This window comes from Pseudomonas fluorescens, assembly GCF_001307155.1.
Lineage (GTDB): Bacteria > Pseudomonadota > Gammaproteobacteria > Pseudomonadales > Pseudomonadaceae > Aquipseudomonas > Aquipseudomonas helvetica.
Genome location: NZ_CP012830.1, coordinates 4,890,833 through 4,910,214, shown reverse-complemented (window position 1 = coordinate 4,910,214; position 19,382 = coordinate 4,890,833). Strand labels below are relative to the sequence as shown.

Genomic DNA, 19,382 nt, shown 5'->3' with positions numbered 1-19,382 from the left:
CCAGCCTAAAGCATCCCGCTGCGAATGCAATCAGACCAAAGGGTAGTCCGCGCCTCAGCCGCGAAAGATCAACTGCGACGCCTTCTCGTTGCGCAAGGTCAGCTGCTCGATCCCCTGCCCCGGCGCTTCGGCTTGCCGGCGGGCCTCGAGGATCTTGCCATGGTGCGGTGACTTGCTGCACACCGGGTCCGCATTCGCGGCATCGCCGGTGAGCATGAACGCCTGGCAACGGCAGCCACCCAGGTCCTGGTGTTTTTCATCGCAGGAACGACAGGGCTCGGTCATCCACTCATCGCCGCGAAAGCGATTGAAACCGAAGGAGTCGTTCCAGATGTGCTCGATGCTGTGGTCGCGCACATTGGGAAACTGCACCGGCAACTGCCGGGCGCTATGGCACGGCAACGCGGTGCCGTCCGGGGTGATATCGAGAAACAGGTTGGCCCAGCCGTTCATGCAGGTCTTGGGGCGTTCTTCGTAGTAGTCCGGGGTGACGAAGATCAGCTTGCAGGGGTGACCCTGCTGCTCCAGGCGCTGGCGATACTCGTTGGTGATGCGTTCGGCACGCTGCAACTGCTCACGGGTCGGCAACAGGCCGACGCGGTTGAGTTCGGCCCAACCGTAGAACTGGCAGGTGGCCAACTCGACGAAATCCGCCTCCAGCTCCAGGCACAGCTCGATGATCTGTCCGATCTGGTCGATGTTGTGCCGATGGGTGACGAAGTTCAGCACCATCGGATAGCCCTGGGCCTTCACCGCCCGGGCCATGGCCAGCTTCTGGGCGAATGCCTTGCGCGAGCCGGCGAGCATGTTGTTGACCGCCTCGTCGGCGGCCTGGAAGCTGATCTGGATATGGTCCAGTCCGGCCTCCTTGAACTGCCGGACCTTGCGCGTGGTCAGGCCGATCCCCGAGGTGATGAGGTTGGTGTAGTAGCCCATGTCCCGGGCGGCCTTGATCAGCTCGGCCAGGTCCTGGCGTACCAGCGGTTCGCCACCGGAAAACCCCAGTTGCGCAGCGCCCATGTCCCGTGCCTCGCGGAACACGCGGATCCACTCGGCGGTGCTCAATTCCTCACCGTGCCGGGCGAAGTCCAGGGGGTTGGAACAATACGGGCACTGCAACGGGCAGCGATAAGTCAGTTCCGCCAGCAGCCACAGCGGCGGACCCGGACGCGGGTCATTCGATCCAGTATTGAGCATGGGCCACCTCCAGGAACGCCAGCACATCTTCATCGATCCCCGGCACCTCGGGGAAACGCGCCGACAGCAGCTCGATGATCGACGCCACATTGCGCTGACCGTCCACCAGGCTGAGGATCTCGCCGGCACTGCGATTGAGTTTGATCATGCCTTCCGGGTAGAGCAGCACATGGCAATCCTGACGTGCTTCCCATTGCAGGCGAAAGCCACGGCGCAGTGCCGGTTGCAGGTGACGTTCGATGCCGCTCACAGGATGATCCCCCGATGCCAGACCGCCTCGCGGGTGACGCTGTGGTACGGCGGACGTTCCAGTTCATAGGCCATGCTCATGGCATCGAGCATGCTCCACAGTACGTCGAGCTTGAACTGCAGAATCTCCAGCATCCGCTGCTGCCCCTCACGCGTGACGTAATGCGCCAGGGTAATGCGCAAGCCATGTTCGACATCACGCCGCGCCTGACTCAGGCGTGTGCGGAAATACTGGTAGCCGGCAGGGTCGATCCACGGGTAGTGCTGCGGCCAGGCGTCGAGTCGGGATTGATGGATCTGCGGTGCAAAGAGCTCAGTGAGCGAACTGCTGGCGGCCTCCTGCCAACAGGCGCGGCGGGCGAAGTTGACGTAGGCATCCACCGCAAAGCGCACCCCCGGCAGGACCATTTCCTGGGACAGCATCCGCTCACGCGCGATGCCCACCGCCTCCCCCAGCCGCAGCCAGGCCTCGATTCCACCCTCGCTGCCGGGCACGCCGTCGTGATCGACCAGGCGTTGCAGCCACTCCCGACGCACCTCGCGATCCGGGCAGTTGGCCAGAATCGCCGCATCCTTGAGCGGAATGTTGAGCTGATAATAAAAACGATTGGCGACCCAGCCCTGGATCTGTTCACGCGTGGCGCGCCCAGCGTACATCGCCTGATGGAACGGATGGTGAATGTGGTAATAGGCGCCCTTGGCACGCAGTGCCTGTTCGAACTCGGCGGGAGCCAGTGGTGTGTCAGTCATTTCGGTTCTCCGGGGAATAACCGTTGGATTCTGTGGTGTTTGCTCTGGCCTCATCGCGGGCAAGCCTTGCTCCTACAGTATTGCGTCGCACGCCATTTGCGCGCTCGCCAAAGGTCTCGTAGGAGCAAGGCTTGCCCGCGATAGACCGCGCAGCGGTCTCCGCTCTTACAGCTCGATGCTCATGCCGTCATAGGCCACTTCAACGTTGCGCCGTGTCAGTTCGGCGCGTTCGGCCGAGTCTTCGTCGAGGATCGGGTTGGTGTTATTGATGTGGATGAGAATCTTGCGTTGGCGAGGAAATCCCTCCAGCACGTCGAGCATGCCGCCGGGGCCGCTTTGCGCCAGGTGGCCCATCTCGCTGCCCAGACTCTGGCCGACTTCGCACAGGCGCATTTCATCGTCGCGCCACAGCGTGCCGTCGAGCAGCAGGCAGTCGGCGCGCTGCATCCAGCCCAGCACCTCGGTATCGACCTCGCCCAGGCCGGGGGCATAGAACAGGCTCGCGCCGCTGCGCAGGTCCTCGATGAACAGGCCGATGGTGTCGCCCGGTTGCGGGTTGCCGCGATTGGGCGAATACGGTGGCGCGTTGCTGCGCAACGGGATCGCTCGCCATTGCAGATGCGCGCAGGCCGCGATAGGGAATGGCTGACTGTCCAGCCCGATGGGCTGCCACTGCAAACCACCGTTCCAGTGGCTGAGCATGTTGAACAAAGGGAAGCCGCTGCTCAGGTCCTGATGGACCCGCTCGGTGCACCAGACCTGATGCGGGCAGCCTTCGCGCAGGCTGAGCAAACCGGTGCAATGGTCGATCTGGCTGTCCAGCAGCACGACCCCGGCAATCGCCGTATCACGCAAACGACGCGCCGGTTGCAGAGGGGCGAAGCTCTCGAGTTGGGTACGGATGTCCGGTGAGGCATTGCACAAGACCCAGTCCACACCATTGTCACTCAAGGCAATCGATGACTGGGTACGACGCTGCGCCTTCAGGCGGCCATTACGCACGCCGCTGCACTGGCGACAGTTGCAGTTCCATTGCGGAAAACCACCGCCGGCGGCGGAACCAAGAATGCGGATATGCATGGACAGTGCTCCCGACAAGAGGCCCGGCCACCGTGCAGATGGCCGGACGGAACATCAACGATTGGCGAAATACATCGTCACTTCGAAGCCAATACGCAGGTCGGTAAACGCGGGTTTAGTCCACATGGGTCAATCCTCTTCTTGTGCCGGTGCATTCCGGTAGAGGCATTAATACACGCGAGGACTGACGCCCGAATGCTACTTTCGAAGGAGGTGGCGGGGTGCCTTGGTAGGGGGTACACGAGGCAGGGCCGAGACGGTTAAACGCGAAAATCAAAAGATCGCAGGCTGCGCCAGCTCCTACATCGCGGGAGTACATCCCGAGTCCTTAGGAGCTGCCGCAAGGCTGCGATCTTTTGGCCCGAACCTGTGGCAGCGTCTACGAGCGGTTAACGTTGCAGGTCAGAAGAAACCCAGCGGGTTGATGTCGTAGCTCACCAGCAGGTTCTTGGTCTGTTGGTAGTGGTCGAGCATCATTTTGTGGGTCTCACGGCCAACGCCGGACTTCTTGTAACCACCGAACGCCGCGTGCGCCGGGTACAGGTGGTAGCAGTTGGTCCAGACACGACCGGCCTTGATCGCCCGGCCCATGCGATAGGCGCGGTTGATGTCGCGGGTCCACAGACCGGCACCGAGGCCGAACTCGCTGTCGTTGGCAATCGCCAGGGCTTCGGCTTCGTCCTTGAAGGTGGTGACACCCACCACCGGACCAAAGATTTCTTCCTGGAACACGCGCATTTTGTTGTGGCCCTTGAGCAGGGTCGGCTGGATGTAATAGCCGCTCGACAGGTCGCCTTCAAGACGTTCGGCCGCACCGCCGGTGAGCAGCTCGGCGCCCTCCTCCTGAGCGATTTTCAGGTACGAGAGGATCTTGTCGTATTGCTGCTCGGACGCCTGGGCGCCGACCATGGTCTCGGTGTCCAGCGGGTTGCCACGTTTGATCTTGACGATCTTCTTCATGACCTCGGCCATGAACGGTTCGTAGATCGACTCCTGCACCAGCGCACGGGACGGGCAAGTGCAGACTTCGCCCTGGTTGAAGAACGCCAGCACCAGGCCTTCAGCAGCTTTTTCGATGAACTCGGGCTCTGCCTGCATGATGTCGGCGAAGAAAATGTTCGGCGACTTGCCGCCCAGCTCCACGGTCGACGGGATGATGTTCTCGGCGGCGCATTTCATGATGTGCGAACCGACCGGGGTGGAACCGGTGAAGGCAATCTTGGCGATACGCTTGCTGGTGGCCAGGGCCTCGCCAGCTTCGCGGCCAAAGCCCTGGACGATGTTCAGCACGCCCGGTGGCAGCAAGTCAGCGATCAACTCGGCGAAGACCATGATCGACAGCGGCGTCTGCTCGGCCGGTTTGAGGACGATGCAGTTACCGGCGGCCAGGGCCGGAGCGAGCTTCCAGGCGGCCATCAGCAGCGGGAAGTTCCACGGGATGATCTGCCCGACCACGCCCAGTGGTTCGTGAAAATGGTAGGCGGTGGTCAGTTCGTTGATCTCGGCGGCGCCACCTTCCTGGGCACGGATGCAGCCGGCAAAGTAGCGGAAATGGTCTGCCGCCAGCGGTACATCGGCGTTGAGGGTTTCGCGCACAGCCTTGCCGTTGTCCCAGGTTTCGGTCACCGCAAGCACTTCGAGGTTCTGCTCGATGCGGTCGGCGATTTTCAGCAGCACCAGCGAGCGATCCTGAGCCGAGGTCTTGCCCCAGGCGTCGGCAGCGGCATGGGCAGCGTCCAGGGCCTTGTCGATGTCTTCGGCGGTGGAGCGCGGGAACTCGGCGATTGGCTGGCCGTTGACCGGTGAAGTCGTGGTGAAGTACTGGCCTTTGACCGGGGCGACAAACTCACCGCCGATGAAATTGCCGTAGCGGGACTTGAAGGAAACGACGGCGCCGGGTGTTCCGGGTTGAGCGTAGATCATGATGAACCTCTGCTGGGTCGAGGCCTGTCGGTCAACAGGCGATAGACCGATAGTAGAGAGCCCCACAGCCCGGACGAATGCGCCGTTGGCAGGGGGACTCTCGTCATTTGGTCGTAGTTTTGCCTTGAGGGTATTCAGGCCCCTCCAGGCTCAGATCAATGCTTGGCCACCAGGTCCTTGGGCAGTTTGAAGGTCCAGAGCATGCCGCCCTGGTTGAAGTCCTTGACCCGCTTGGCCACTTCGCCACCCCACAACGGGACAGCACCTCCCCAGCCGGACAGCACCGAGACGTACTGCTCGCCATCCATCTCCCAGGTAATCGGCGAGCCGAGCACGCCGGAGCCGGTCTGGAACTCCCAGACCTTTTCCCCGGTTTTGGCGTTGAAGGCCTGCAGGAAGCCTTCCGGCGTACCGGTAAACACCAGGTTGCCCTTGGTGGTCAGCACCCCGCCCCAGAGCGGCGCGTAGTTTTTGTGCCGCCAGACTTCCTTGCCGGTTTTCGGGTCAATGGCGCGCAGCACGCCGATGTAGTCTTCGTTCAACGGTTTGATGGTGAAGCCGGCGCCCAGGAATGCCGCGCCTTTCTTGTAGGCGATGCCTTCGTTCCAGATGTCCATGCCCCATTCGTTGGACGGTACGTAGAACAGTCCGGTGTCCTGGTTGTAGGCCATCGGCATCCAGTTTTTCGCACCGAGGAATGCCGGTGCGACAAACACCGAACTGCCTTTTTCTTCTGTGCCCGGCGCGCCCGGGCGGCTGGCTTCGTTGTAGATAGGCCGGCCGTCCTTGTCGAGGCCGCTGGCCCAGGTGATCTTGTCGACAAACGGGAAGCCACGGATGAACTTGCCGTTGGTGCGGTCGAGCACGTAGAAGAAGCCGTTGCGGTCAGCGGTGGCCGCTGCCTTGATCTCTTTGCCGCCGTCCTTGTAGTTGAACGAGATCAGCTCGTTGACGCCGTCAAAGTCCCAGCCATCGTGCGGAGTGCTCTGGAAGTGCCACTTGATGGTGCCGTCGTCCGGGTTCAGCGCCAGACGCGACGAGGAATAGAGGTTGTCGCCAGGGCGCAGGTGGGAGTTCCACGGTGCCGGGTTGCCGGTACCGAACAACAGCAGATTGGTTTCCGGGTCGTAGTAGCCACCGAGCCAGGGCGCAGCACCGCCGGTTTTCCAGAGGTCACCCGGCCAGGTCTTGCCGGCCTCTCCTCCGGAGATGCCGTTCTCGATGGCCTTGCCGTCTTTGTAGACGTACCCCATGTGCCCTTCGACCGTTGGCCGGGTCCACAGCAGCTCACCGTTTTTCGGGTTGTAGGCTTCGATCTTGCCCACCACCCCGAACTCGCCGCCGGCCACGCCGGTGATCAGCTTGCCGTTGACTACCAGCGGTGCGGCGCTGATGGAGTAGCCTTCCTTGTGGTCGGCGACTTTCTTGCTCCAGACCACTTTGCCGGTGTCCTTGTTCAGGGCCACGAGCTTGGCGTCCAGGGTGCCGAAAATCACCAGATCGTCGTACAGCGCCACACCACGGTTGATCACGTCGCAGCACGGCCGGATATCGTCCGGCAGGCGTGCATCGTACTGCCAGAGTTTCTTGCCGGTGTGGGCATCCACCGCAAACACCCGCGAGTAGGATCCGGTCATGTACATCACGCCATCCTTGACCATCGGCTGCGCCTGCTGACCACGCTGCTTTTCACCGCCGAACGAAAAGGCCCAGACCGGGCGCAGTTCCTTCACGTTATTGACATTGAGGATGTCCAGCGGACTGTAGCGCTGGCCCTGGACGCCGAGGCCGTTGGTGACGACCTGCCCGGGGTTTTTCGGGTCCTGGAGAATGTCCTGATCGGTGACGGCGGCCAGGGCCGAGCCGGACAGCAACATGGCACTGAGCAGCACACTGAGGGCGAAGGGTTGACGACGTACGGGGTGGGTCATGACGGCTACCTCTGCGGTTATTGTTGTACCCGGAAATTTCTCCGGTCTGACGCAGATTCTTGGGCGCCGCCGCCGGTGCAACAATTGCCCGCAGTGCGGAGATTGCTAGTTCCTTAGTACATATCGAGGATGAGAGGAGCGTCAGTGCCGATACTGCCAGCGCTCGCCCGCAGCGCAACAGCCGACACAATGACGCCTATCGGTTATTGGTACATGTCGGGTACGTCATAGCGCAGGCCATAGCTGGCGTAAATCGCCTTGAGCGTGCCGTCGCGGATCAAGCCTTCCAGCGCTTCCTCTACCGCATAGGCCAGCTGACGGTTGCTTTCATGCACCGCCATGCCGATCTCCCAGAGCTGCTTGCCCATGTTCGGGTAGGCGTTTTCTGCCAGCGCCAATTGCGGATCGGCCGCCTCGTGCACCTGCCAGTCGATCTCGCCGCGCATCGCCATCACCGCATCGACCTCGCCGGCCTTCATGGCAGCAAAGGCCTGGGGTACCCCCGGATAGTGATGAGTACTGGCCCTGAGCATGCCGTTGAACACCGAGGTCAGGTAGAACGACGGCACACTGTCGACCTCAACCCCGATGGAGTGATGCTCGAACACTGCAACGCTGCCTACCGACTCCAGTCGACGACGGTCGTAAGCGACCTGCCATTGCTCGTTCTGGTAAGGCCCGAACATCACTACGTGGCCGTTCTCCAACTCACCGAGCTCGTTGCGCTTTTGCGAGTAGTCGCGGTCATACGGTACGCGCATCATCAGGTCGGCCAACTGCTGGTTGCGCAGTTGGCTGCCGCGCCAGATGTAGTCGCGCAAATCGTCGTCGAGCTTTTCTCCCGGCGGCGCCCAGATCAGCGTGAGACGGACACCGAGCGCCTTGGCCAGGGCCTGGGCCAGTTCAACATCGACCCCGCGTGGCGTGCCCGCCTCTTCGAAGCTGTAGGGGGCGAAATCCTTGTAGACCGCGACCTTCAGCTCCCCTTCGGCAATCATTTGGTCAAAGGTGCGGACCTGCGCCTGCACCGCCTGGCAACACAACAACACTGCACTGATGAACACCGCGAGCAGGCGCATGGGTCATTGCTCGACATGCACGCTGTCGAGGTAAGTGCGCACCGCCCACAGCGCTTCCTGGCTCAGGTAGTCGGCCATCTTCGGCATGTAGACCCGACCGTCGCGCACCGCGCCATTACGGACACGCTGGACGAACCATTCATCACCCGCTTCGCCGACATCCAGCAGGCGCAGGTCGGGGGCAATACCACCGGACTTGGCTTCCAGGCCATGGCAGGCGGCGCAGTTCTGGTTGTAGGCCGAAGAGCCGATTTCCAGAGCCTTGTCATGTTCAGGGGAGGACCGATAGGGGTTCGCCGCAGCCCAGCCATCGGCATCGACCTGCACGCCGGCATCCTTGATCGGGGTCAGGCCCTTGGTTTCCACTGCCTGGGGGACCACATTGCCATGAGCCCAGGTTGCACCGGCACCGAACAGGCCGGTCAGCAGCCCGGCAACCAGCAAGGCGTTGCGTTTTGTTGTCATTGTTTTGCCCTCAAGATTGCACGCAATACCTCTCTACAGAGGCTACGGACTCATCTTAGGAACAGCGCGGCACGATCCGAATGCTGCTTTGGTGGTCGCCCGCTCATCCCTTGGTAGTAGGGCTTGTGGCGAAGCGCTGGGCGATCGGCGGCCTGCGCGCCTAATTCCCTGGGGTCACGGGGACCACCGGCACGGAGACAGGGCGGGCTCCGTGCAGTTTGTCGACGCCGATCAGGCTCAGGATCAGCAGCAACGGCAGGAGCAACGCTTTAAGAATTCGCATGATCGTTGTGCTCCGGGTGGGTGGCTGTTACCCATGCTAAAACCGCGCCGCACGCGGCAAGTTACGACCTTGGTACTGGCTCACTGGTACTTTCTGCATATTTCGCTGCCCTCCCGGACTTCCTATGCTGGCGCCATACGAAGTGGAGTGCCCTATGCGCCAGCTTATTGGTTACGCCCTGTTCTATTGGTTGGCGATTGCCTGCTCCGCGTTGCTGGCCACCCAGAGCCAGGCGGACGACGACCCGTTGCAAGTGCGCATCGGCTACCTGGGTTATCGCCCCGATCCCGGACCATTGCTGTCCACTGTCATCCCCGAACCCACTGATGCGGGGCTGCGAGGTGCCGAGTTGGCAATCATCGACAGCAACAGCACCGGGCGCTTTCTCAAACACGACTATCACCTGCAAAGCACCGTCGTCGACAGTCCCGAAGCGTTGCTCGAAGCCGCCAGAGTCCAGCACGCTCAAGGCCTGCGATTGTTCGTGGTGAATGCGCCGCTGGACAGTCTGCGCCAGCTCAGCGCCGCCCTGCCCGACAGCCTGCTGTTCAATGCCGGCAGTGCCGATGACAGCCTGCGCAGCACCGACTGCCTGGCCAACGTGCTGCACAGTCTGCCCAGCCGGGCCATGCTGGCCGATGCACTGGTGCAGTTCATGGTGGTGCGCAAATGGCAGCGGGCGTTGCTGATCGTCGGTCAGACGCCGGAAGACCAGGCCTATGCCGCCGCTCTGCGACGGGCCATGAAACGCTTCGGGCTGAAGATCGTCGCCGAGAAACCCTGGACGTTCGACAACGACCAGCGCCGCAGCGCCCAGGCCGACATGCCCCTGTTCACCCAGACCGCCGAATACGACGTGGTGCTGGTGGCGGATGAGCGCGGCGACTTCGGCGAATACGTCCCCTACCAGACCTGGTACCCGCGCCCCGTGGCCGGCACCCAGGGACTGACCCCAACCGGCTGGCACCACAGCGTGGAAACCTACGGGGCCGCCCAGTTGCAGAAGCGCTTCGAAGCCCTGGCCGGACGCAATATGAACGACCGCGACTTCGCCGCCTGGGTCGCCGTGCGCAGCATCGCCAGCGCAGTCAGTAAACTGCGCCAGACCGACCCGGTGGCCATTCGCCAACTGGAACTCAGTGACCAGTTGCCACTGGACGGTTTCAAGGGCCGCAAACTCAGCTATCGCCCATGGAACGGCCAGTTGCGCCAGCCGATCCCCATCGTCCAGCCGCGAGCGCTGGTCAGCACCGCGCCCGAGGACGGCTTTTTACACCCCACCAATGAAATGGACAGCCTGGGTTTCGACAAACCTGAAGTGAGTTGCCGCTATCCCTGATCACACCACCACAACAATAAGGAATCCGCCATGCGCCGCACCCTGCTCACTTGCGCCCTCCTGCTCGCCGCCGGGCAAGCCGTGGCGAGCACTGCCTGGGTCTCCAACGAGAAAGACAACAGCCTGAGCCTGATCGACATGCAGACCCTGCAAGTCACCGAGACCCTGCCCGTGGGCCAGCGTCCGCGCGGGCTGTTGCTGTCCCACGACAATAAATTGCTGTACATCTGCGCCAGCGACTCGGACCGGGTCCAGGTGATGGATGTGGCCACCCGCAAGATCATCAAGGAGCTGCCCTCCGGCAAGGACCCGGAGCAATTCGCCCTGCACCCCAACAACCGCTGGCTGTATGTCTCCAACGAGGACGATGCACTGGTGACGGTGATCGACACCGAAACCGCCAAGGTCCTGGGCCAGGTCAATGTGGGCGTCGAACCCGAAGGCATGGCGGTCAGCCCCGACGGCAAGTGGGCGGTCAACACCAGTGAAACCACGAACATGCTGCACTGGATCGACACCAGCACCCAGACCCTGACCGACAGCACCCTGGTGGATCAGCGGCCGCGTTTCGTCGAGTTCAATCGGGATGGCTCGCAACTCTGGGCTTCCGCCGAAATCGGCGGCACCGTAACCATTCTCGATGTGGCGACCCGCAAGATCCTCAAGACCCTGAAGTTCCAGATCAAGGGCGTGCACCCGGACAAAGTACAGCCGGTGGGCGTCAAGCTCAGCGCCGACGGCAAGTACGCCTTCGTCGCACTGGGCCCGGCCAACCATGTGGCGGTCATCGATGCCAAAACCTTCGAAATCCTCGACTACCTGTTGGTCGGGCGACGCGTCTGGCAAATGTCGTTTACCCCGGATCAGAGCCAGTTGCTGGCGACCAACGGGGTCAGCGGCGATGTATCGGTGATCGATGTCAACAGCCTCAAAGTCATCAAATCGGTGAAGGTCGGACGCTACCCATGGGGTGTGGTGGTCACGCCATGAACGCCCTTGATGTCTGCGACGTGAGCTTCGCCTACGGCCCGCGCGAAGCACTGAAACAGGTCAGTTTCAGCCTGGCGCCCGGGCGTTTCGCGGCACTGCTGGGGCCCAACGGCGCGGGCAAGTCAACGCTGATCGCCCTGCTCACCCGGCTCTATGACCTGCAACGCGGGGACATTCGAGTCGGCGGTTGCTCGTTGCGCAACGCCGCGCGCCCGGCCTTGCGTCAATTGGGGGTGGTGTTCCAGCAAAGCACTCTGGACCTGGACCTGAGCATTGAACAGAACCTGCGCTATCACGCCGCGTTGCAGGGTTTGTCGCGCGGCCAGAGCCAGAGGCGGGTCGATGCCGAACTGGCGCGCCAAAGCCTGAGCGAGCGACGGCACGAACGGGTTCGTGAACTCAATGGCGGGCATCGTCGGCGGGTGGAAATTGCCCGCGCCCTGCTCCACGAACCGCGCTTGCTGCTGCTGGATGAAGCCAGTGCCGGCCTCGACCCGGCCAGCCGCCTGGCGCTCAATCGGCACATTCGCACACTGTGTCACGAACAACAGATCAGTGCGCTCTGGACCACCCACCTGCTGGACGAAGTGCACCCCAACGATGACCTGCTGATCCTCCATCAGGGCCGGCTGGTCGCCAGCGGACAGGCGGACGCACTGAGCCGGGAGCACGGCGGCGACCTTGATGCCGCTTTCGCCCGCCTCACCCCTTCACCAGGCCTCGCGGCCACTACCGGAGTCAGCACCCGATGAACGCATACTGGCGGTGTTTCAGCGGTATCGTGTTGCGCGAATGGCTGCGCTTCGTGTTGCAACGCACGCGTTTTCTTAGCGCCCTGGTGCGCCCGCTACTGTGGCTGCTGGTGTTCGCCGCAGGATTTCGCGCTGCCTTGGGTATCGCGATTATCGAACCCTACGACACCTACATTCCCTATGAGGTGTACATCATCCCGGGCCTGGCCTGCATGATCCTGCTGTTCAACGGTATGCAGGGCTCGCTGTCGATGGTCTACGACCGGGAGATGGGTAGCATGCGGGTGCTGCTGACCAGCCCTCTGCCGCGAGCCTTTCTGCTGGGCAGCAAATTAGTGGCCACCTCGTTGATTTCCCTGTTGCAGGTTTATGCTTTCCTCGCCATCGCCTGGCTGTACGGCGTGCAACCACCGGCGGCGGGACTGCTGCTGGCATTACCGGTGCTGCTGCTGGTGGCCCTGATGCTCAGCGCCCTGGGGCTGCTGCTGTCCAACGCGATTCGCCAGTTGGAGAACTTTGCCGGGGTAATGAATTTCGTGATCTTCCCGCTGTTTTTCCTGTCATCGGCCCTGTATCCGTTGTGGAAGATGCTCGAGGCCAGCCAGTGGTTATACTGGCTCTGTGCCCTGAACCCGTTCACCCATGCGGTGGAGCTGGTGCGTTTTGCCCTGTACGAACGCCTCAATCTGCTGGCATTGGCGGTGTGCCTGGGGCTGACCCTGCTGTTCAGCTCGCTTGCGGTGCTGACTTTCAATCCCCAGCATGCGGCGTTACGCAAGGCCGGATAACCCGTCTCCTACTTTAGTACTGGTTTTCTTATCTATGGTCGCATTCACAAAGCACCGTCCCTGGCATGTAATGGGTCCATGACAAACAGGATGAGAGCCTGTGCCGAGTGCCTTGCGTCGCCGGCAGCCCCTTTCCCTGACGCCATAGCCTGAGAACCCTGCCCCACCCTAATCACAATAACGAGGTGAAAGGCCATGTATAAAATTCTGATTGCCGACGATCACCCGCTGTTTCGCGAAGCCATTCACAACGTTATCAGCGACGGCTTTCCGGGCAGCGAGGTGATGGAGACCGCCGACCTCGAGAGCGCCCTGACGCTGACCCGGCAGCACGACGACCTGGACCTGATCCTGCTGGATTTGAACATGCCCGGCATGCACGGCCTCAATGGCCTGATCAATCTGCGCAACGAGGCGCCGACCATTCCGGTGGTGATCGTCTCTGCCGAGCAGGACAAGCAGGTGGTACTGCAAGCCATCACCTATGGCGCCGTGGGCTTTATCACCAAGTCTTCGCCACGCTCGCAAATGACCGAGGCGATCGAGCAGATCCTCAACGGCAACGTTTACCTGCCGCCGGACATCATTCGCACGCAAAAAAGCGCCTTCACTCGACGCATGAGCGAAACCCCGAGCTTTCCTCCCGAATTGCTCCAGGCCCTGACCCGCAAGCAACTGCTGGTGCTCGAACGCATGACCAAGGGTGAATCGAACAAGCAGATCGCCTACACCCTGGACATCGCCGAAACCACGGTCAAGGCCCACGTCTCGGCGATCCTGCGCAAGCTCAACGTGCACAACCGGGTGCAAGCGATCCTCAGTGCCGGGGATATCGACTTCGGCGCTTATCTGCGGCGCTAGGTTCTTCTGGCGCGAGAGCAAAAGATCGCAGGCTGCGATCTTTTGCTCTTCGATCGCGCCTCAAGGCTGTCCGAGCAGATGGCTCATCGCAGTCTTGAGTTTCATCGGCCGCACCGGCTTGTGCATCAGGGTGTGGCCGCGTTCGCGGATCTGTTGCTTGAGTTCGTTGCTGTAGTTGGCAGTGATCATCATCGCCGGTATCGGCAGGGCCCGACGCGCGTTGATCCGCGCCACGGCATCGACACCGTTGCAGTCGTTATCCAGGTGGTAGTCGGCGATCAGCAGGTCGGCTTCGGCATGGTAATTGTCCACCTGACGCGCCAGGTCCTCTTCCGATAATGCAGTGACCACCAGGCAGCCCCAGCCTTCCAGCAAGGTCCGCATACCGGCACAAATCGCAGCATCGTTGTCCAGCACCCACACCCGCGCACCGCGCAGGCGTTCGAGCATCGGCTCGCTGATCACCGGGCTCGGCTGAGCCTTGGGCGCGGTGGCGCTGAGAGGGACTTCGACGGCAAACATCGAGCCCTTGCCCGGCCACGAACGCACCCGAATCCGGTGGCCGAGGATGCTGGATATCTTCTCGACGATAGCCAAGCCCAGGCCCAACCCGCGATCCAGGTTCGGCCGCTGCACATCACCGCGTTTGAATTCCTGGAAAATTTCTTCCAGACGCTCCTCGGCGATCCCGATGCCGCTGTCCCAGACTTCGATCGACAGGTGCCGACGATGCCGTCGGCAGCCCAGCACTACCCGGCCGCCGGGGGTGTAGCGAATCGCATTGCTCAGCAGGTTACGCAGGATCCGCGCCAAGAGCTGGATGTCGCTGCGCACCAGCGCCGAGCAGGCCACGAAGTGCAACTCAAGCCCTTCGCTGCGTGCTATCTGGGCATATTCGGTGGCCAGGTTGTCGATCAATTCGCTGAGGGCGAACGGCGCGATATCGGCCTTGATCACCCCGGCATCGAGCTTGGAAATATCCACCAGTGTGCCCAGCAGATTCTCCACATCCTCCAGGGAATTGCTGACATTGCGCACCAGTGTCGCATTGGCTACCGGCTCGCGGCGCTCAAGCAGCGCACTGGTAAACAGCCGCGCCGCGTTCAACGGTTGCAGCAGATCATGACTGACGGCAGCGAGGAATTTGGTTTTCGACAGGTTGGCCTGTTCGGCCTCCAGCTTGGCCTCGCGCAAGCGCGATTCGACCCGACTGCGTTCGTCGATCTCGCGCAGCAACTGGTCATTCAGGGTGGTCAGTTCGGCCGTGCGTTCGCGCACCCGCAGCTCCAGATTCTGATAGGCCTGGTGCAGCGCTTGCGCCGTTCTGCGACGCTCGGTGATGTCGCGAATCAGCACAAAAATCCCCACCACCTCACCACTGGCCAGACGGTTCGGGACATAGGAGCGCAGCATGTAGCGCTCCTGATTATTGATGTTGGTTTCGGCCACCTCAAAGGTCACGCTTTCACCCGCCAAGGCCCGCGCCACATAGCTCTCCAGCCGCTGATAGTGCTGTTCGCTGTGCACCTCGCGCAGACTCTGGCCGAGCATCACGCCCCGTGGCCAGCAATACCATTCTTCATAAACCTTGTTGGTGAACTCGTAGACCAGGTCGGCATTCAGATAGGCGATCAGCGCCGGTACATGGTCGGTGATCAGGCGAATCCAGCGCTCGCTCTCACTGAGGGCCTCGGCATGCTGATAGCGCTCGGTGATGTCGGTGAAGGTGTTGACGAAGCCGCCGGTGGGCAGCGGATGGGTGCGGATTTCCAGTACCCGTCCGTCGTAAAGGCGCTGCTCGCATTCGTGGATGATCCTCCCGTTATCGTCGCGACTGTCCGGGGTCAGCAGGCGCAACTCACTGTCGCCGATCACCTCGGCAAAGGGCCGGTGAGCGGCCACCGGCGCCAGGCCGCTGAGTTCGAGAAAGCGCCGGTTCCACAACTCCAGGATGCCCTCGGCGCTGACCATGGCCACCCCTTGGGACAGGTTGTCCACCGCTCGCTGCAACAGACGGGATTTTTGCGCGACAGCCTGTTCGCGGCGCACGGTTTCGCTGAGCTTGACCTCAGTGATGTCGGTAAACAGCATCACCCGCCCGCCTTCCCGGGTGGAGCGCTCGCTGACTTGCAGCCAACAACCGCTCTGCAGCCGATAGAGCAGTTGCTCGTCGGCATGGCCTCGCGGTTCTTCGTTGAACAGCCCGGTGGCGGTCATCAGTCGCTTGACCTCGGCCAGCCGCATGCCAGCGATAATCCGCACCTTGCTGTTGGCCCAGAATGCCTTGAATCGGCTATTGAACAGCACAATGCGCTGGTCTTCATCGAACAGCACGAAGGCATCGGAGATGCTCTCGATCGCATCGATCAGATACCGGTGAGCGGTTTCGGCCCGTAGCCGGGCTTCGCTGAGCAAGTGATTGCCGGCCTTGAGTTCGGCCATGGCCTGGTTCAATGCATCGGTGCGCTCGCGGACCTGCTCGGCCAGCACCACCGAATGCTGAAATGCCGAATAAGGGTCGTTGCCCCGCGTCACCCCGGACTCGATCCGCTCGATCAGCGCGTCATTGATGCGCTGTAACTTGCGGTTCTCATGCTGCAGTCGGGCGACCTGCTGTTGCAGTTCAACGGCTGACAGGGGTTCGGTTCCGGGCAATGGCAACTCCGGTGAAGGTTTGGTTGATGTGCATGCCATTGAACTGTTCTCCATAGGTGTTGAAACCCATCACCCGCTGCTCGCGCAAGAACGCGCCGATCTGTTCCAGGCCATTACCGCCTTCCAGCTCCAGGCGCCGGAGAAAACAATCGCAACCGATGGTCAGCAGCAGCTCGCCGAGACGCGCCTGCAAACCGTCGAACAAATGTTGCAGATTCGGCAGCATGGGCCCGGGGGTCATGGCGGTCAGCACGATGCCGTTCTCCACCGCACAATAAAAACTCAGGCTCAGGTCCGGATGAACCTGCTGGATCGCCCGCACGTAATACTGGTCGTGGATCCGCACCGCCAGCGGGTGGGCGGCGAATACCCGGTGATCGAGCTCGGCCACCGGCACACCGATGTGGCGCGCGTACTCTTCGGCAGCGGGCTCGGCGTTAAGCTCGAAGACCCGACGCTGGGCACTGTCAGCACCCGTCACCACCAGTTTCTCTTCGCGGGGCAGGATGTGATGGGTGGTGAACACTTCGAAATCCAGCCAGGTATTGACCAGCACCACCACCGCCGCGCCGCAGTGGAATTCACCCTCGAAATAGACGTGAGTGTGAGTCAGGTAATTGTCGTCGCCGGCTGAGCCACCGAAATGCGGAATGTCCCCCAGTGCTGCGCTCAAGGCAGCCAGGACCATCTCCTCACGACTGGACAGGCCATCAAGCAGGGTCAGGGCGAAGCTGTTGCCCTTGATCGGCGCCAGGGTGTTGCTGCGACAGTCGCTGACCAGCCTCTCGACCATCCGTTGGGCGTCGATCAGGCTGAAGCGCTCCATTTCGTCGATCCGTTCGGTGGCGATGGAAAAGTGCCGATGATCAAAACCGACCGCTGTCACGCAATTGCGGCCATAGCCAAGGGGAGTGATTTCACCGGCGCTGGTGCAACCCACCAGGCGGATACCGCCGAAACTCTGCTCCAGGGCTTCGCCCAGCGCCTGCAAATCGTATTCGGCAGAACAGAAAAACAGCACGAAGCCCAAGTGCGGATGCAACAGCTGTCGCGCCAGTTCCTGGGCCACCAGCCGGGCATCGGTCGCCTGGGACATTGCACTGACGACACCCTCGTTCTGGGCCTGCTGCATCTTCGCCTCCTGCCGGCGCGCAATACGAGGCCTGAGTGTACGAAGCCTGCCGGCTGCCACGAATGCTACTTGGGTAGGGGTTAGCCGCTTCCATGGGATGAAAAGGCCGGTCGATCAGACGTTGCCGCCGAAGGATCGCAGCCTTCGGCGGTGCCGACAGAATGTATCTGTGCAGGCGCTGCAGCAGGCGACGATGCTGGAGATCGAGCCTGCAAAGACAGCCGGTCGGATGATCGGGGTTTACCAGGTCAGCCTCCGAAAACAAAACACCCCGCGAAAGCGGAGCTCTCGCAGGGCGTGGGGTGACCCTCTCATTAACTGTCTGCCCCTAAGGAGCAAGCAGCTTTTTAAAGCTTGTTTGTTAACGTGGGGAAAACCAGATTGCAGGCACCTCACTCTGAACCGTAATGGTCTTCACTTGGGTATAGGCATTCAGTGTTTCCCGGCAAAACTCCCTGCCGATCCCACTGTTTTTATAGCCACCAAACGCAGTGCCATCGGTGATATTTGAGTAGCGGTTGATCCATACCGAGCCTGCCTCCAACCGCCCCGCCGTTTCCATTGCATGCTTGAGGTTGCAGGTGTAGATACCGGACGCCAATCCATACTCTGTATCGTTCGCCTGGGCGATCATGGTTTCGTAGTCGTCCCAGATGATCATCGACAGCACCGGGCCAAAGATTTCCTCCTGACAGATCCTCATGTCATTGCGCGCCAATAGCAGGGTCGGTTGGATAAAGTACCCATACTCGCAACCTGGCACTTGCGCCCGCCCCCCACCGGCAAGCAGTTCGGCGCCTTCCTTGAGCCCGATGTCGATGTACTCCAGCACCTTCTCGCCTTGGCGGGCGTTGACCAGGCAACTGACGCGTACGCTCTCGTCTTGTGGTGAGCCGACCTTGACCCGCTTGAACGAGGCAATCAATTTCTCTCTGAACGCATCGGCGATATCCGCGTGCACAAACAGTCGTGTACCCGCCAGGCATGACTGCCCATTATTGTGAATGGCTGCGAAGGTTGCGTTGTCGACCACGGTATCCATATCGTCAATATCGGGGAACACGATATTGGCACTCTTGCCACCCAACTCCAGAGTAACGGGTACCAAGCGCTCGGCAGCTACCTTGGCAACGGTCCTGCCGACTTCGGTGCTGCCGGTGAAGGACAGCTTTCTTACCAGGGGATGTTGACTCAAAGCCGCACCGACCACCGCCCCCAACCCCGTGACCATGTTTACCACACCAGGCGGTAGGATGCCGTTGATCAACTTGCCAAGTTCAAGGGTCGACAGCGAAGCATTTTCATCCAGTTTTAACACCACGGTATTCCCCGCCACCAACGCCGGCGCCAGCTTGAACGCCGCCATGATCGCCGGGGCATTCCAAGGAATGATCTGCCCACAGACGCCCAGCGGTTCGCGCTTGGCGATTGCATAGCCACCTTCGATCTCCCGCCCGGAATCTTCATGGGCCATGATCACCGAGGCAAAGTAGCGGTAGTAGCGCACAGCGGTCAGGTAGTCCTTGCGCACTTCGCTGATGCAGCGACCCACGTCATGGGAGTCGATGCGGGCCAGGCGTTCGCTGTGGGCTTCAATTGCATCGGCCAACAGGTTGATTAGTCGCGCCCGGGCCTGTTGTCCTTGTGCTCTCCATGCCGGATAGGCGTCCTGGGCCGCCAGGACTGCACGGTTCACATCCTGCTCGTTGCAGTAATGGATATCCGCCAGATGTTTACCCGTGGCCGGATCAATGGCGGCGAATGGACGATCGCCAGGGGTTTCAAATATGCCGTTGATAAGTGGTCCGTATGAGCGATCCAGTTCGATGTTCATCATCAAGTCCTCTGCTTAATTAATGCGTCCGCCCAGGACAATCGATGTGCTAGGCTTCCAATATTTTGCTTTTC

General features: G+C 61.4%; 18 protein-coding genes. 5 read left to right on the top strand and 13 right to left on the bottom strand.

Annotated features, from left to right (window positions below):
- Positions 1–54: 54 nt before the first annotated feature.
- The 10 genes from pqqE to AO353_RS31885 all read right to left on the bottom strand — a co-directional run bounded on the left by pqqE (position 55) and on the right by AO353_RS31885 (position 8,957).
- A complete protein-coding gene (gene pqqE / locus AO353_RS22410; protein ID WP_054596935.1) occupies positions 55–1,197 on the bottom strand; it encodes a pyrroloquinoline quinone biosynthesis protein PqqE in 1,143 nt (380 codons plus the stop codon).
- Positions 1,175–1,447, bottom strand: coding sequence for a pyrroloquinoline quinone biosynthesis peptide chaperone PqqD (gene pqqD, locus AO353_RS22405; RefSeq protein WP_054596934.1), 273 nt, complete (start codon positions 1,445–1,447; stop codon positions 1,175–1,177). Before pqqD ends, pqqE begins: the two co-directional genes overlap by 23 nt.
- On the bottom strand, positions 1,444–2,196 hold the full coding sequence (gene pqqC, locus AO353_RS22400) for a pyrroloquinoline-quinone synthase PqqC (RefSeq protein WP_054596933.1): 753 nt from the start codon (positions 2,194–2,196) through the stop codon (positions 1,444–1,446). Before pqqC ends, pqqD begins: the two co-directional genes overlap by 4 nt.
- Positions 2,197–2,361: 165 nt before the next feature.
- Positions 2,362–3,276 carry a pyrroloquinoline quinone biosynthesis protein PqqB gene (pqqB, locus tag AO353_RS22395; protein ID WP_054596932.1) on the bottom strand — a complete coding sequence of 305 codons (915 nt, stop codon included), beginning with the start codon at positions 3,274–3,276 and terminating at the stop codon, positions 2,362–2,364.
- A 54-nt stretch (positions 3,277–3,330) separates the two neighbouring features.
- Positions 3,331–3,402, bottom strand: a complete 72-nt coding sequence (gene pqqA, locus AO353_RS30050; protein ID WP_003253598.1) for a pyrroloquinoline quinone precursor peptide PqqA — start codon at positions 3,400–3,402, stop codon at positions 3,331–3,333.
- Positions 3,403–3,678: 276 nt separating this feature from the next.
- Entirely contained in the window at positions 3,679–5,199 is a 1,521-nt protein-coding gene (locus AO353_RS22390; RefSeq protein ID WP_054596931.1) for an aldehyde dehydrogenase family protein, read from the bottom strand.
- A 155-nt stretch (positions 5,200–5,354) separates the two neighbouring features.
- The gene (locus tag AO353_RS22385) at positions 5,355–7,130 is read right to left on the bottom strand and encodes a PQQ-dependent methanol/ethanol family dehydrogenase (protein WP_054596930.1); all 1,776 of its coding nucleotides are present in this window, start codon (positions 7,128–7,130) and stop codon (positions 5,355–5,357) included.
- A gap of 203 nt (positions 7,131–7,333) precedes the next feature.
- Positions 7,334–8,209: a substrate-binding periplasmic protein gene (locus AO353_RS22380; protein ID WP_054596929.1), complete on the bottom strand. Its 876-nt coding sequence runs from the start codon at positions 8,207–8,209 to the stop codon at positions 7,334–7,336.
- 3 nt (positions 8,210–8,212) lie between these two features.
- Positions 8,213–8,674: a cytochrome c-550 PedF gene (gene pedF, locus AO353_RS22375; protein ID WP_054596928.1), complete on the bottom strand. Its 462-nt coding sequence runs from the start codon at positions 8,672–8,674 to the stop codon at positions 8,213–8,215.
- Between the two features lie 160 nt (positions 8,675–8,834).
- Positions 8,835–8,957 carry a hypothetical protein gene (locus AO353_RS31885; protein WP_256583907.1) on the bottom strand — a complete coding sequence of 41 codons (123 nt, stop codon included), beginning with the start codon at positions 8,955–8,957 and terminating at the stop codon, positions 8,835–8,837.
- 154 nt (positions 8,958–9,111) lie between these two features.
- On the opposite strand from AO353_RS31885, the gene AO353_RS22370 reads away from it, so the two are divergent.
- The 5 genes from AO353_RS22370 to AO353_RS22350 all read left to right on the top strand — a co-directional run bounded on the left by AO353_RS22370 (position 9,112) and on the right by AO353_RS22350 (position 13,687).
- Positions 9,112–10,296 carry an ABC transporter substrate-binding protein gene (locus AO353_RS22370; protein WP_054596927.1) on the top strand — a complete coding sequence of 395 codons (1,185 nt, stop codon included), beginning with the start codon at positions 9,112–9,114 and terminating at the stop codon, positions 10,294–10,296.
- A 30-nt stretch (positions 10,297–10,326) separates the two neighbouring features.
- Positions 10,327–11,286, top strand: a complete 960-nt coding sequence (locus AO353_RS22365) for a YVTN family beta-propeller repeat protein (RefSeq protein ID WP_054596926.1) — start codon at positions 10,327–10,329, stop codon at positions 11,284–11,286.
- Positions 11,283–12,038, top strand: coding sequence for an ABC transporter ATP-binding protein (locus AO353_RS22360; RefSeq protein ID WP_054596925.1), 756 nt, complete (start codon positions 11,283–11,285; stop codon positions 12,036–12,038). The genes AO353_RS22365 and AO353_RS22360 overlap by 4 nt, the downstream gene beginning before the upstream one ends.
- A complete protein-coding gene (locus tag AO353_RS22355) occupies positions 12,035–12,826 on the top strand; it encodes an ABC transporter permease (RefSeq protein WP_054596924.1) in 792 nt (263 codons plus the stop codon). The genes AO353_RS22360 and AO353_RS22355 overlap by 4 nt, the downstream gene beginning before the upstream one ends.
- Before the next feature lie 195 nt (positions 12,827–13,021).
- The gene (locus AO353_RS22350) at positions 13,022–13,687 is read left to right on the top strand and encodes a response regulator transcription factor (RefSeq protein WP_054596923.1); all 666 of its coding nucleotides are present in this window, start codon (positions 13,022–13,024) and stop codon (positions 13,685–13,687) included.
- 60 nt (positions 13,688–13,747) lie between these two features.
- Here AO353_RS22350 and nahK read toward each other — a convergent pair whose 3' ends face one another.
- The 3 genes from nahK to AO353_RS22335 form a co-directional block, all read right to left on the bottom strand.
- Positions 13,748–16,381 carry a hybrid sensor histidine kinase/response regulator NahK/ErcS' gene (nahK, locus tag AO353_RS22345; RefSeq protein ID WP_371917647.1) on the bottom strand — a complete coding sequence of 878 codons (2,634 nt, stop codon included), beginning with the start codon at positions 16,379–16,381 and terminating at the stop codon, positions 13,748–13,750.
- Positions 16,311–17,474: a nitric oxide-sensing protein NosP gene (nosP, locus tag AO353_RS22340; protein WP_054596921.1), complete on the bottom strand. Its 1,164-nt coding sequence runs from the start codon at positions 17,472–17,474 to the stop codon at positions 16,311–16,313. The genes nahK and nosP overlap by 71 nt, the downstream gene beginning before the upstream one ends.
- Positions 17,475–17,835: 361 nt before the next feature.
- The gene (locus AO353_RS22335; RefSeq protein ID WP_054596920.1) at positions 17,836–19,308 is read right to left on the bottom strand and encodes an aldehyde dehydrogenase family protein; all 1,473 of its coding nucleotides are present in this window, start codon (positions 19,306–19,308) and stop codon (positions 17,836–17,838) included.
- Positions 19,309–19,382 lie beyond the last annotated feature (74 nt).